At 55.6% G+C, this 13,893-nt stretch carries 15 protein-coding genes; 4 read left to right on the top strand and 11 right to left on the bottom strand.

Going from position 1 to position 13,893, the window contains the following annotated elements; all coding sequences use genetic code 11:
• Positions 1 to 97: 97 nt before the first annotated feature.
• Genes SIB88_RS03535 through SIB88_RS03520 form a run of 4 tightly spaced genes read right to left on the bottom strand, consistent with a single transcriptional unit; the run spans position 98 to position 3,784 of the window.
• The gene (locus tag SIB88_RS03535) at positions 98 to 1,009 is read right to left on the bottom strand and encodes an efflux RND transporter periplasmic adaptor subunit (protein ID WP_412559346.1); all 912 of its coding nucleotides are present in this window, start codon (positions 1,007 to 1,009) and stop codon (positions 98 to 100) included.
• Positions 1,010 to 1,017: 8 nt separating this feature from the next.
• On the bottom strand, positions 1,018 to 1,221 hold the full coding sequence (locus tag SIB88_RS03530; protein WP_412559345.1) for a DUF1656 domain-containing protein: 204 nt from the start codon (positions 1,219 to 1,221) through the stop codon (positions 1,018 to 1,020).
• The gene (locus SIB88_RS03525) at positions 1,218 to 3,314 is read right to left on the bottom strand and encodes an FUSC family protein (RefSeq protein ID WP_412559344.1); all 2,097 of its coding nucleotides are present in this window, start codon (positions 3,312 to 3,314) and stop codon (positions 1,218 to 1,220) included. The genes SIB88_RS03530 and SIB88_RS03525 overlap by 4 nt, the downstream gene beginning before the upstream one ends.
• Positions 3,315 to 3,325: 11 nt before the next feature.
• The gene (locus tag SIB88_RS03520; RefSeq protein WP_114112740.1) at positions 3,326 to 3,784 is read right to left on the bottom strand and encodes a MarR family winged helix-turn-helix transcriptional regulator; all 459 of its coding nucleotides are present in this window, start codon (positions 3,782 to 3,784) and stop codon (positions 3,326 to 3,328) included.
• A 262-nt stretch (positions 3,785 to 4,046) separates the two neighbouring features.
• On the opposite strand from SIB88_RS03520, the gene SIB88_RS03515 reads away from it, so the two are divergent.
• Entirely contained in the window at positions 4,047 to 5,057 is a 1,011-nt protein-coding gene (locus tag SIB88_RS03515) for a substrate-binding domain-containing protein (RefSeq protein ID WP_412559343.1), read from the top strand.
• A 51-nt stretch (positions 5,058 to 5,108) separates the two neighbouring features.
• Here the strand turns inward: SIB88_RS03515 and SIB88_RS03510 are convergent, their stop codons facing one another.
• The 7 genes from SIB88_RS03510 to pspA all read right to left on the bottom strand — a co-directional run bounded on the left by SIB88_RS03510 (position 5,109) and on the right by pspA (position 10,517).
• A complete protein-coding gene (locus tag SIB88_RS03510; protein ID WP_412559342.1) occupies positions 5,109 to 6,275 on the bottom strand; it encodes a serine hydrolase domain-containing protein in 1,167 nt (388 codons plus the stop codon).
• A 52-nt stretch (positions 6,276 to 6,327) separates the two neighbouring features.
• A complete protein-coding gene (locus tag SIB88_RS03505; RefSeq protein ID WP_412559341.1) occupies positions 6,328 to 6,669 on the bottom strand; it encodes a hypothetical protein in 342 nt (113 codons plus the stop codon).
• A 38-nt stretch (positions 6,670 to 6,707) separates the two neighbouring features.
• Entirely contained in the window at positions 6,708 to 7,280 is a 573-nt protein-coding gene (locus SIB88_RS03500; protein WP_412559340.1) for an EndoU domain-containing protein, read from the bottom strand.
• 63 nt (positions 7,281 to 7,343) lie between these two features.
• Positions 7,344 to 8,720: an ATP-binding protein gene (locus SIB88_RS03495; RefSeq protein WP_412559339.1), complete on the bottom strand. Its 1,377-nt coding sequence runs from the start codon at positions 8,718 to 8,720 to the stop codon at positions 7,344 to 7,346.
• A 252-nt stretch (positions 8,721 to 8,972) separates the two neighbouring features.
• Complete coding sequence (locus SIB88_RS03490; protein WP_412559338.1) at positions 8,973 to 9,551, bottom strand: hypothetical protein; 579 nt, start codon at positions 9,549 to 9,551, stop codon at positions 8,973 to 8,975.
• Entirely contained in the window at positions 9,548 to 9,796 is a 249-nt protein-coding gene (gene pspB, locus SIB88_RS03485; RefSeq protein ID WP_101245243.1) for an envelope stress response membrane protein PspB, read from the bottom strand. The genes SIB88_RS03490 and pspB overlap by 4 nt, the downstream gene beginning before the upstream one ends.
• 55 nt (positions 9,797 to 9,851) lie before the next feature.
• Positions 9,852 to 10,517 (bottom strand): phage shock protein PspA, encoded by a 666-nt coding sequence (pspA, locus tag SIB88_RS03480; protein ID WP_101245242.1) that lies wholly within the window; start codon positions 10,515 to 10,517, stop codon positions 9,852 to 9,854.
• Between the two features lie 169 nt (positions 10,518 to 10,686).
• Here pspA and pspF point away from each other — a divergent pair, with 169 nt between their 5' ends.
• From pspF to SIB88_RS03465, 3 genes are all read left to right on the top strand, one after another.
• On the top strand, positions 10,687 to 11,700 hold the full coding sequence (gene pspF / locus SIB88_RS03475) for a phage shock protein operon transcriptional activator (protein WP_412559337.1): 1,014 nt from the start codon (positions 10,687 to 10,689) through the stop codon (positions 11,698 to 11,700).
• A gap of 121 nt (positions 11,701 to 11,821) precedes the next feature.
• Positions 11,822 to 12,589 (top strand): outer membrane protein, encoded by a 768-nt coding sequence (locus SIB88_RS03470; protein WP_412559336.1) that lies wholly within the window; start codon positions 11,822 to 11,824, stop codon positions 12,587 to 12,589.
• 140 nt (positions 12,590 to 12,729) lie between these two features.
• Complete coding sequence (locus SIB88_RS03465) at positions 12,730 to 13,893, top strand: 2-methylaconitate cis-trans isomerase PrpF family protein (RefSeq protein ID WP_412559335.1); 1,164 nt, start codon at positions 12,730 to 12,732, stop codon at positions 13,891 to 13,893.

Here is a 13,893-nt window from a genome sequence, read left to right as displayed (position 1 = left end):
TCAATATTTGACGTTAATTTTTACGAAAATTACCCAAACTTGTTTTGCACTGCAAGTCACTTTTTGCACTGCATCATACCAAAATCACCGCACAGGATCAGAACAGCCTGCTGATGTTCAGCCCGCCATCCGACGGGGCACTTTCCTGTTCGATGGTAACGACCGCACTCCGCCCGGCGACCAGCTTCACACCCTCGGGCACGTGATCAAGGGCAACGCGAACCGGAACGCGCTGGGCCAGCCGGACCCAGCTGAAGGTCGGTTTGACCTGTGCCAGACCGGCAGAACTGCCTGACCGTTCGCTATCCTGAATGCCGCTTGCGATGCTTGCGACATGGCCGTCAATCGGACGATCTTCACCCATCAGGCTGACCTTGACGCGATCGCCAATCGCAATGCGCGGCAATTTGTTTTCTTCGAAATAGCCCGCGACATAAAACGAACTGCTGTCAACAAGGGCGGCAATCGCGGTTCCGGCACCAACATAATTGCCCGGACGCAGCGAAAAGTTGGTAACCACACCATCCACCGGTGCCACAACGCGGGTGCGCGACAGATTCAATTCCGCCAGATCAAGATCGGCCTTGGCCAGATCAAGGGCGGCCTGTGCGGTTGCAAGGCTGGTTTTGACCTGTTCCTTTTTCTGGGCTGACACCACGGCACTATCAAGCCCGCCATAACGATTGACCTCGCGCGCGGCCTGATCACGGGCGGCCTTGGCACTTTCAAGTTTTGCACGCGCCTGATCGACGGCCACCTGATAGCGCGCGCCATCAATGGTGAACAAAACGTCCCCTGCCTTGACCGGCTGGTTGTCGGTGACCTTTACCTCGGCCACGAGCCCGGCAATGTCGGGCGCAATCGACACCACATCGGCACTGATCCGGCCATCGCGGGTCCAGGGCTCGTTCATGTAATAATCATAAAGATGCACACCACCGGCAATGGCGGCGACAACAAGTAAAAGCGTAAATCCGATACGCAGGCTTTTGGTCAAAGCGGTTTTCATTTCATCACCTATTGAATGAACAGCACCGAAAGTCCGGTCAGGATCAGCACATAAAGCGCAAGATCGGTCAGGGCGGGATGAACGGTTATTTTGTAAAAACCAATCCGCATCAGACCGATACGGGCAAGCGAAAGACATGCCCATGCTGCCAGTGCCAGTCCAAGCAATGCCGGAACAAACAGGCCATAGATATTAAGAGTTGGCGCAATCATGCGATTTCTCCGATTTCGGGGGACAAGGGCATCGGGCAGGTCGCATTCCCGGCGGCGCGATCAAGTTTCGGCGCATCGGTTTTCGAAAGTGTCCGGCGCAATGCCACAAGCGGGATCAGAAGTTTTTGCCGCTGCTCGTCATCCTGCATGACGGTAACCAGTCGAAGGATGTTATCGACCTCGGCCAGGATTTTGGGATCCGGGGCACGGTCAAAATCATCAAGGCGGGCTTCGAAATGCCGGGCGATATTGCGCAACAGAACATCAATACGCGCGCTGATATCGCGATCAACAAACAGCCTGATCCGGCGCAGGTCATACAAACTTGCCGCAATCGAAACTTCGGGCATCACCCGGATCAGGGTTTCACGATGGCGTGTCGCCATGGCAAGGCGCGGCAAAATCAATCCCTGACGGTCCAGAAGCCGGCGGATCATCACCATACGGGCAATGTTCAACGTGCCCCGCGCGATCCCGGCAATGTCACGCCAGTTGGCCTGCACCAGTCCGCGGATAAAGCTGTCGACGGGCACCACCCGGACAAAGGCCGTGACAATCGCTGCCACACCAAACCCCGCCAGTGACGCAATCCCCCCGCCCAGCAAGGCAGACACATTGCTGCTATAGGCCGTATCAACATTCAGGATCATCACCACATTGACCAGCATCGCCAGTCCAAACCCATAGGTCTGCGGCGTTGCCATCAACACACCAAGCAAGATGAAATAAGGCGCAAAGGCCATGACCAGCAACGCAAACCCGTCAATCCCGGGCAGGATTGCCAGACTGTAAACCAGCACCACCGCCACCGACAGCGCGGTATAGCGAATGAACCCCTTAAGGGCCGGGACCGGGTTATCCAGAAACGACATGATGCTTGCCCCGACGGCGGCCATCATGGCTGCTGTCGATCCGCTTGGCCAACCTGATGCGATCCAGAAACCGCACACGATGACTGTGGCAATCAGTGCGGTCAGCCCGCTGCGAAAGGCGGCACCATAATCGCGATGCAGGGCCGATGCCCTGGCCCCCTCCTGCCAGCGATCAAGAACATCTGTCGGCACCTCGCCAGCACGGATACCGTCCCAAAGGGTGCGGCAATCATCATGGAAATCAAGGAAACGGTGCAACCGGTTGGCCAGATTGATCTGAAGCAGCCCTGCCCAGTCGCGCTCCTGTGCAACCCGCGCGGCAAAGACATCAATATCGTGATGAAGTGCACCTAACCGCCCCTGGTCATGGCTGGGGGCCTTGATGTGGGCCGTGATATTTTCAAGGATGGCGGTCACATCATCTGGCAGGGTGCCCAGTTCGCCCTTGATCGCAATCAGCCGGTCGTGAATGCCATACAAAACCGGAAGCAGGGCCGCGACCACGCTTTGCAGGGCATGCAACTGTCGGGTCCGCCCGGCAAAACCGGATTTTTCATATCCCAGATGCAAGGCAAGCCCGTGCAATTCCCCAAGATCAGCCGCAATGCGCGCGCGTTCGTTATGCAGGCTGTCTGCATCGGTATCGGGATCAAAGCTTTGATCGGCCAGCTTGGCGATATCACCCATCCAGCCATCAATACGTGCGGCAATCACCGGACCGATATGACGGGGAAAAACGATATGACTGACCAGCGTCGCACAGATAATGCCAAGACTGATTTCCTGGCAACGTGCAATTGCGGTCGTGAAAACCGCAGTCGGATCGCCGACGCACGGAAACCCGACAATGGCGGCTGTATAGCCCGCCAGCATGAAAAGATAACTGCGCGGCGTACGATCAAGGCGCGACAGGAACAGACATCCCCCCACCCAGATCGCCAGCACCAGCGACAGCAAAACCGGCGCACTGACAAGATTGGGCACAAAAATGACCGCAGCCACCCCGCCCAGAATGGTGCCAAGAACGCGATAAACTGCCTTTGATGCCAGAACGCCCGATAACGGGTGGGCAACGATATATACCGTCGCCATTGCCCAGACCGGGCGGTCCAGATCAAACGCAAGCGCAATGAAAAGTGCCAGGATCGATGCGGCAAATGTTTTAACGGAAAACAGCCAGTCGGTCGCTTTGGGGCGCAATGAAAGGATTGTGCTTAACATGCCACATCCTCCTACTCGGCCTTGTCACGCTGCGCCAACTGGTCAAGCAGGGCGCGCATGACTTCAAGGGTAATGTTGAGTTTTTCGGTTGGAATATCGGCCGTAATTTCCCCGCGCAACGCACCCAGCAATACCTCGATCTCGGATGCCTTGTCTTTACCCGCATCGGTAAGTGCCACCATCTTGGCCCGGCGGTCCGTCGGGTCGCAGACCCGCGAAATCAATCCGTCCCGTTCAAGCTGATCAATGACCCGCACAAGTGACGGGCCTTCAACACCGATTTCGTCGGCAATCACGCCTTGCCGGACCGCACCGCGGCTGCGATGCAAAACAATCAGCGGCATCACCATGGTTTGTGAAAGGCCATGCGCGGCAAGGGTGCGATTGACTTCGCGCTGCCAGCACCGGGCGACGCGCATCAGCGCACTGCCAAGGGTCAGATAAGGGGTTTCAAGGTCAATGTTTTCCATGGCCCTGATGATACCAGAAAATTAGTTAGGATTCTAACTATTATCATTCTATCAGTTATGCGCCGAATGCATGATGAAATTTAGCAACCACTAATGGTGGTCAAACAGATCCCCCGTCACCACATATAAGCGCAGAAACGATCCGGCATCGCCGCATGCCCGTATCATCAGAAAAAGCCGGTAAAAATACCGGGTGGGAGAATAGCCTGGCTCCATCACCGGAGCCAAAATGTTCGCATCACTACCCATCACGCGATCTGGAATGACAGCCGCGATCCTGACCTTTTTCATGCTGTGCCTGTGCGCACAGATGACATCGGCCAGACCCCTTAAATTCAGCCTGATTTCCAAGGATATCGAAGATGTCAATTTCATCACCGCCTGGCGCGGCTGCCATGATGCGGCCCTGCGCAACGGTGACGAATGCCTGCATATGGGCGACACGCAGATCGGCTATTTCCGCGGACAGCGCGATGCCATTCACAAGGCCATCGACATGAATGTCGATGGTATTGCGATTTCGGTAACCAATTCATCCTTCATCGCCCAGGACGGCCTGCCAAAAGCACGCGCCAACAAAATCCCCGTCATCACGTTTGATTCCGATCTCGAAAATCCGGACCGCCATTTGCGCCGGACCTATATCGGACCCAACAATTTTGAAATCGGCACCCGGCTTGCCGAATTGCTTAAATCTGTCCGCCCTGATGGTGCACGGATCTGCATCATCAGCGGCGGCCGCTTTGACCCCAATCTCAATGAACGGATTGCCGGCATTCGTCATACCTTGCGCGGGACACTTCCGGTTCCCGATGACATGCCAGCCCCCCTTCATCCGCCAGCAGCCCTTAAGGGGGAAAATGGCTGGCGCGAAGATGAACGCTGCCCGCTTTTCAATCGCGGTGACGAGGAACTCGGCCTTGCACAATTGTCCCAGGCAATTCAGAACCCGACACTTGATTTCATTGTGCCGGTCGGTGACTGGCTTCTGGGCGACACCAAACGGCTGAGCAAAATCATCACTGCATCGGGCCCGCGCGCCCCCAAACTGTTCATGGCAACCGGCAGCCCGACCGACGAACAGGAAGAATTGACTGCCAATGGCACGATTGACGGCTATGTCGCCATCGACTTCTATCGGATCGGGGAACTGGTTTACCGCCAATTGCGCAATTATGCGCTGGGGCAGAATGTCGTGATTGCCGAAGAACCCGCCCTTCAGGTCCGCCAAAGCAGCGCGCTTCTTGATCAAGAAAGCCAACCGCCAATGTGACCATCCATTTGATCGGCACCGCAATGGCCTTCGCACATTTCGCACATATGGCTATTGCGGCTTGCCAAATATCCCGGTCATCAGCATCCCCGTGACATTGGGGACCTCGTTAAGGGCGCGGCCATTTGCCAGAAACACCACCACCGTATCCTGATCGGGGAACCATGAAAATTCGGCGGAATAGCCGAAATAGATCCCGTCATGCCCCCAAACCGGGCCCCAGTCACTTGACCCGATCATAAGCCCATAGCCATAAGACCCTTCACCGGCAAAGGCCGCATCAGAAGTCGCACGCTTGATCGCATTGGGACCCAGCAACACCCCGTCAACAAACAGGGCACGCGCGAACTTCACCATATCCTCGGCCGTTGAAATCAGCCCGCCATCGGCCAGCTGATCGCCGACATCGAAATCCGTGACATCTTCAAGCTGCCCGTCCCCGTCCGCATCATCAAAGCCATGGGCCAAAAGATCCGGTCGCGGATAACGGCCAAAGGATGTATTGGCCATTTCGGCCGGCTCAAAAATGCGGCGGTTAAATACCTTTTCGATATGATCGCCTTCGACCGCTTCGATCATCACGCCCAGCAGGATGAAATTGCTGTTTGACGGGGCATAGCTTTTCCCTGCTTCGAAATAGGCGTCCCGATCGGCAATCAATGGCAGCAACTCGACATTTCGCCAGCCATGCTGCGGATCACGCCCGACAAGCTGGAAAAAGAATTCCCCGTCAAGATAATCGGGAATGCCTGAACTGTTGCGCAAAAGGTCACGAATGGTCGCATTTCGGGCATTGGCAATTCGGCCTTCGAATTCTTCGGGCAGATATTTGGCAATCGGATCGGACAGATTGATCCGTTTTTCCGATGCCAGTTGCAGGGTCACAACCGCCGTCATCATTTTGGTCAGCGACCCGATATAAAACTGCCGATCTGCCGTCATGCCGACATCGGGACCAACCGTTGCATATCCGCTGGCGGCATAGCGCACCTGTCCGCTGCCATACCCGATGCCGATCACCCCGCCCGGAAGCCCCGCATGTTCAAGATATTGATGCAAAAAGATCTCAAGCGGATCGCCCGGATCCTTGCCATTCCCCTGGGCGCTGGCCGTCCCGATGCCCGCACCAACCACCATCACAGCCATCAGCCCGACAACACAGATCCGCGTTGCCAGTCGCCCGATACCGCCTTGTGCCTTTGTGAAAAACAGCCCCATCTGCCGCCCGCATTCCTTTTCCGGTCCGATCCGACCTGACAAACACGCCATTTTACGATGCGCCCTGCTCAATCCGCTCAATCCAGGCCGCCAATGCCGCCATCAGGTCCGCGGTCGCAACCTCGACCGGATCGTCCCCCATGGCGTCATCGGCTGATGATATGCCCGATTTGTCTTTGCCCACAGTAAGGATATGGGCATTCATCACCATTTCCCAACCACTTGATGTCCCTGTAACTACATCCTTGATCTCGCGCGCGACCCGGCCTGCCCATTGCGGTGCATTGCCAATATCAAGAACCAGCATCGCGGCAATCCGGTCATGGCCCGGATCATCCGCCCGCCGCCCCGGCCAATCGGGAACCTTAAGGTCACCCGTCCTGTTTGCGCACATCACACCCGATCCCCCTGATCCTGATCCTGATCCTGCCCCTAGCGCAGCGGAAAAGCGGTGTTGATCCGCCCGTCACGCAGCAACCCGATCGCAATCATGAAAACCCCGTCCGGGTCATCACCAATACAAAGCCCGACCGATGACGCGGCATCCATCGGCCGGTTCAGTCCGCATTGCCACCAACCGGGCGATCCCGCCGGACAATCCGTACGATTTTCATAGGCATAATGGATCGATGCCACGATCTGATCATCGTCACAGCTGTCGGGAAAGATGCTTGAAAACTTTACCGGATCACGCCCACCCGATCCGTCCGACTTGGTATCGGGATTGGCAAAAGTCACCATACCAGCATACACCCCGTTCGCATTGGCGGGCTGGGTGATGTCGACCGATCTGACCGAACCCGGATTAATCCCGCCCGGCCGGGCATGAAACCCGGCGGCACGGCCATTGGATTTCACTTCACCACAAAACACATGCGCCAGATTGATCGCAGGCTCGGTATCGCTCCAATGCGGTTTGGCCGGGCAAATCTGATCAGCCCGAGCAATCCCCGACAGCATCAGAACGCACGACACCGCCCCGATCTGCAAGATCTGCGAGATCATTGAGACCCGTACCATCATCCGAGACCCGAACATGCCCAACGGAACGCCTCCTGATCGGCAAGGTTAAAGCTGTGAAAATTCGAGCCCGATCCGCAGTGCCAGAACACTGGCCGGCTCAAACCGCATCGGCACCCCGCCCAGTTTTCCGCCATGCCATTGCGCCTTGGTCAGAACAAACGCCCCCAGTGGCAAGGCATGACTGCCCCGGAAATTGACCAGTGCCCGGATTTCCTTGGGCTTGCGGATTGCCTCGTCACGCCACAGACAATGATAGGCAAATAACGGCGTGCCCGACCGGCGATCAAGGAACACAAACGGCACCTCGTAATGGCCCCAGCGCGCATAATACAGGCTTTCCATCCCGACACTCGATGTCAGAAACTGGGTCTGGATCGCGGTTTCGGCCAGTCGCGTGATCGTCGCACTATCAGATGCCCGCCCGCCAATCAGACCACTGCGCAATCCCGGATGGATCAGATGGACCTTGAACGCCACCGCACGCTGGAACGGCTTGGCATCCTGATCAACACGCTCCAGACGGCGCACAAGCCAGGCACTTTCAAGATATTCCAGATACCGGCGCAGCGTGTTTTTGGCGATATCAAGTTCGCGTGCCAAAGTCTCGATCGAGAATTCCGACCCGGTATTATAGGCCAGAAGCGCAAACAACCGATGCAGGTCCGACGGGCTTGAAATCCCGTGCAGTCCCGGCAGATCGGAATGAAGGGATCGGTGAATGGCCCCGGCTTCGCCATTGGCATCGTGGAAGCCGCCTTCATTGATGTAATCTTCAAACAGATCGTTGAGCGCAACCAGCCCGTCCGGCACATCGGCGGTATAACGCCCGACATTTGGCGTTTCGGGTAAAACGTCACTTGGGGCAATGCCCTTTTGCTCAAGATATTCGGCAAAGCTGAAGGGGGGTAAAAACAGGCTTTGAATATGCCCGGCACTGTCGGCACCGGGTGCCAGTGCACTGACCGCCACCACGCGCAACATCGGATCGGCAACGATCAACCGTGCAAGCCGGTCCTCCCAATCACGCTGATAGGAAACCTCGTCGATAAAAAGCCATAACGGATGATCAGCCGAAATACCGCGCATCGATCGCAGTAATTTTGGCAAGCGCGGCAGATCAATTTCCAGAAACAGCGGATGTTCAAGCGAGATATAGCAAACATGGCGTCTTGGCGTATCGGCATTCAAAAGTTCGGTCACCGCCTGGCGCAACATCACGGTTTTGCCAACCCCGCGCGGGCCGGTCAGGACCACGGCTTTTTGCCCGTCATGCTTTTCAATGGCCGACCAGAACCGCTTGAAAAAGGCGCGCTGGGGCAATCCCTGCACCACATCATCGGTGACCCCGTCCCACCACGGATTATCCAGCAGCAACCGGTGCAGGAAATCCTGTTCGCCGGGATGTTCAATCATGGTCGCCATGCATAATTCCCCAAAAGCAGCATCCCATATATGGGTCTTTTCGCCGACTTTGCCGGTAAAACCTTTAAATTAGGTATAGTGATAAACGCTATTTGGGAATTTTTCCGCAAGGAACTGCGAACAAAAAGAAAAACCGGATCACATGTATGATCCGGTTTTATGTTTGACGGCGACCTCATTGCGTTAAAACGCGAGGGGGGATTGGGGAAAGCTGAAACCGCCGTCAATCTTCTGGACCGTCAGGCCAAAGACTTATGCCTTTGGTTCTTCGGGTTTATTGGCATCATCACCGTCCTTTTTGGCGGCGTGCGATGCGTCGTCTTTTTTCATTTTCTCAAGTTCGGATGCGACCTGATAATCGCCGGACGCCACAAAGCTTTCCATCGATCCGGTGCGGCGTTCCAGGTCGTCAAACTGCTCGCGCAGTTCTTCCATCCAGCTTTCTTCGTAATCGACACCCACGGTCGGGTTGTCATGCGTGTCATCGGTTTTGGTCGCACGGGCCTGGGCTTTGGCCTGGGCACGGCGCGATGATCCGCGCAACTTGCCACGCAATCCGTCAAACCATTCCGGATGATGCACATAGGCCCATGCAAGACCAAACAACATCACCCCGACCGGGAAACTGAAAATCAGGATCAGAATGAAAGCAACCAGAACCCCTTTGCGCGGAATGCCAAAGGCCTGGGAAATTCCCCGCGTGGTCCGCCCGATTACCCCGTGGCATTTCTTGCCATCGTGACTGTGATTGGCAAACCGGCATCCGTGACGCGCGTTTTTCGTGTGACCGCGCCCAAATCCGTTTCCGGCAGCAGCTTGCTGGGCAGTCATATCCTGTTCCTCCATTCGGCAACCTCGGCATCTAACAGGCGTTCAAGTGTTTCGACACGGGATTCAAGCTTCGCTGCCCGCTTTTTGAGCCCCGCCACCATTTCCTGTTCACGGGCGGTTTGTTCGGGGTTCTGTGCGCGTTGCTCTGCCTTCATCCGCTTCCAGACGGTGATGTAATGAAACACCACCCAGACCGGGCCAACAACGGCAACGAATACAATCAAGGGTACGGCAATCGCCCACATATCTGACAGCTTCTTCCTTGTGCTGGCCTACGTGCCGAAACACACAAACCAATGATTATTTATCTTTCTTTACGCGCGCCTTAAGCTCTTTGAGATCATCTTCGATCCCGAGCTCGGCTTCAAGATCCTCGAACTGCTCTTCAAGGCTCTGCCCGCGACCAAGGTCCCAGGAGTCCGCATTGGCTTCAAGCTCGTCAATCCGGCGTTCCATCTGCTCATAACGCAGAAGCGCTTCGTCAATCTGACCGGAATGAAGCTTTTCTTTCATTTTGACACGCTTTTCAGCGGTCTGCATACGGATTTCCACCGCACGCTGCTTGCCTTTTGCTTCATTGAGCTTGTTCTGCAACTTGTTGAGATCCTCGTCAAATTTGCCAAGGGTTTCCTCGATCACTTCAAGCTCGCGCTCAAGCACAACACTCTGATCAGCCAGACGGCGGCGCGCCATCAGCGCCCCCTTGGCCAGATCATCGCGGCCTTTGGAAACGGCAAACTCGGCTTTGGTTTCCCATTCAAGCTGACCGTCATGCAGCTTTTTAAGCTTGCGCTCGACTTCCTTCTTGTCGGCAATCGCCTTGACGGCAGCGGACCGGACTTCAACCAGCGTATCTTCCATTTCCTGGATCATCAGGCGCACCATTTTCTCCGGATCTTCGGCACGATCCAGAAGCGCGTTGATGTTGGCATTTACGATATCGGACAAACGCGAAAACACGCCCATTGTCTGATCTCCTTACTTCATCGGGGGACGGTAAAACTTCTGCACTCTCTACTTCAAATGCCGTGCCAGTTTTGGAAATGAATAAAATCAATGACTTACAAATTCCCCACCTCAGAACATTACATTTATCGCGACATTATTGTCGTTTTCCGATAACGTTTTTCGCGAAATGGACAGCTTGCAACCGATATTGGGCGAAGACCCCGTATTTCTGGCCGCCCTCGAACATGTTTCACGTCTGGCGCCGATTGATCGACCGTGCCTTGTCATTGGCGAACGCGGATCGGGCAAGGAACTGATTGCCGCCCGCCTGCATTACCTGTCACGCCGCTGGGGCGGCCCGCTGGTCAAGGTCAATTGTGCCGCCCTTTCCGAAACCCTGCTTGATACCGAACTGTTCGGCCACGAAGCCGGCGCCTTTACCGGGGCGACCAAACGTCATATCGGACGGTTTGAACGTGCCCATGGCGGCACCATCATTCTTGATGAAATCGCCACCGCCAGCCCCGTGGTTCAGGAAAAGCTTCTGCGGGTTGTCGAATATGGTGAAATCGAACGCGTTGGCGGGTCGGACACCATTGATGTCGATACACGCGTCATTGGTGTGACAAATGAAAACCTGCGCGAACTGGCCAAAACCGGGAAGTTCCGCGCCGATCTTCTGGATCGCCTGGCTTTTGACGTCATCGCTGTACCACCACTCCGCCAAAGGTCTGATGATATCCTTTTGCTGGCCGAACAGTTCGCCCTTGATATGACCAAGCGCCTTGGCCGCACGGTTTTTGCGGGCTTTTCCGCCCATGCCACCCATCAGCTTTTGCATCATGACTGGCCGGGCAATATCCGCGAATTGCGCAATGCGGTTGAACGCAGCATCTATCTTGCCGATGATGAAGACACCCCGCTTGCCACCATCAAACTCGATCCGTTTGAGGACATCTGGTCAGAAACCGAAAGCAGTACAACCAGCCAACCCGACCCGATTGCCCCCCCCGCCCCCGACAGCAGCCCGGACGGCACCATCGACTTCAAATCACAGGTCGCAAATTTCGAAATAAAACTGCTGCAACAGGCTCTTCGCCAAAACGCCAACAACCAGACCGAAGCCGCCAAAACGCTTCACCTGAATTACCACCAGTTTCGCCGCCTGATTGAAAAGCACGGGATTTTGAAGCACCCCTGAATTCCAAAATTTGTCAGAATCTGACACTATCTGACAATCAGTGATTTTCTTATTGCAACGCAACACACTTATAGGTTTGGTTGGGCTATAAAACTCAACATTTCCCATAGGTTACACCACCATGCCATCAGTTCTTCTCGCCCCCAACTCCTGCAAATTTATCCGCAAATCAGTTCAAATTACCGTCTTCGCCGCACTCGGACTTGCCGGGTTACACGCAACAGCAACCGCCGAAGAATGGTTGCTTACGCCATACCTGCGGGCTGATCTGGGCTATTCAAGCACGATTGATGATGATGCTGATTCGGCTGATGCGATCCGCGATACATGGGACACCGACCCACATACAGGCACGCGATATCAGGCTGGCGCCGGATTGAAGCTCAACAATTACCTTCGAACCGATCTGACGATTTCATATCGCGATAACATGGCAAATATGGATTCTTTCACCTTCAACAACAACACCGGTTCAACGCGTCAGGCTACCGGAGGTCGCCACAACACGTCTAATGTCACAACCATGTTGACTGGATATATCGATCCGCTTGCAGCTTATGGCATCAATACCGGGGCCTTTTCGCCCTACATCCAGGCTGGCATTGGCTGGGCCCACAACAGCACGAAATCGACGGGTATTGGGGGCACCACCAATACAATTGATGGGGCGCAACATGATGATGTCGCCTGGCAAGCAGGCGCTGGCCTGAATTACGCGCTAACCGATCACTGGAAGATCGATTTTTCCTATCGCTATATCAATATGGGCGAAGCGCGCGCCAGCAAACATTTTACATCAGGCTCCGTCCCAAACGGCCGACTAAGGCAGGAACTACGCTATGATCTCCATGCGCACGAAGTCATGCTGGGCCTGCAATATCAGTTCTGATCACGCCAAACGACGACATCCTGATATCACCTGATCTATGCAGACACCCCGGACCACGATATTCTCGCGGTTCGGGGTGTTTTGCTTCGGTATTTGAAAAGCAGATCACCTCGGGCCACCTGCCGCCCCAAGGAGCCCCCATGCCTTCAGATCATCTTTCACCCCAAATCCCGCTCCGCGCCGTTTTCATGCGGGGTGGTACAAGCCGGGCATTGTTTTTCCGGGCGGAAGATTTGCCGCAATCCGGCCCGGCACGCGATCAGATGATCCTGGCCGCAATGGGCAGCCCCGATCCCAACAAGCGACAGCTTGATGGCATGGGGGCCGGAACATCGTCGACGTCAAAAATCGCCATCATCGCCAAATCATCGCGCGATGATGCCGATATTGATTACACATTCGGACAGGTTTCGATCGATGCACCGGTGATCAGCTACAAGGGCAATTGCGGCAATATCTCCTCGGCTGTCGGCCCCTATGCGGTTGAGGAAGGTCTGGTCAAAACCACGGGTGATCAGGCCATTGTGCGCATCCACAACACCAATACCGGCAAGATTATCGTCGCAACCTTTGCGCTTCAGGATGGCTTGCCGATGGTCAATGGCGATTTCGCCCTTGATGGGGTCGGCGGCACCCATGCGCCGATCGCGCTCTCCTTCCTTGAACCGGGCGGTTCCAGCACCGGCAAGACACTGCCGACCGGTAAGGCATCAGAGCTCCTGGAAACCGACGGATTTGGCACGATTGAAGTATCCCTGATTGATGTTAGCAACCCGATTGCCTGCGTGCGCGCATCTGATCTGGGCCTGACAGGCCGCGAAAGCCCGGCCGGGATTACCGCATCTGACGGATTGCTTGACCGTATCGAGACCCTTCGCATTTCCGCCGCCGTCCGCATGGGGATTTGTAGCCGTGAAGAAGCCCAAACCAGCGTGCGCAACCTGCCACAAATCGCCATCGTGTCGCCGCCAACCAACGATGATAGCGCTAACATCAATATTGTCGTGCGGATGATTTCAACCGGACAGGCCCACGCATCAAGCCCGATCACCGGCGGCATGTGCCTGGCCGCAACCATGCGACTAACCGGATCGGTCGCCCATCAAATAGCACGTCACAACAGCGTCACCGATCAGCCGCTGACCATTGCGCACCCGTCGGGCACACTGGTGCTTGATGCCGATATCACCGGCACCATGGCCGATGACTTTACGGTCAATTCCGTCACCGTCTTCCGATCCGCCCGCCGTCTGATGCAGGGTGAAGTGATGGTACCGCGTCACCGGATTTCCGGTGATACATGA

Origin of the sequence: Thalassospira sp. MIT121401 (genome assembly GCF_047125595.1) — a bacterium.
GTDB lineage: Bacteria > Pseudomonadota > Alphaproteobacteria > Rhodospirillales > Thalassospiraceae > Thalassospira > Thalassospira povalilytica.
Note: the sequence above shows the minus strand (reverse complement) of the source record. Positions and strands in the feature narration are given on the sequence as shown.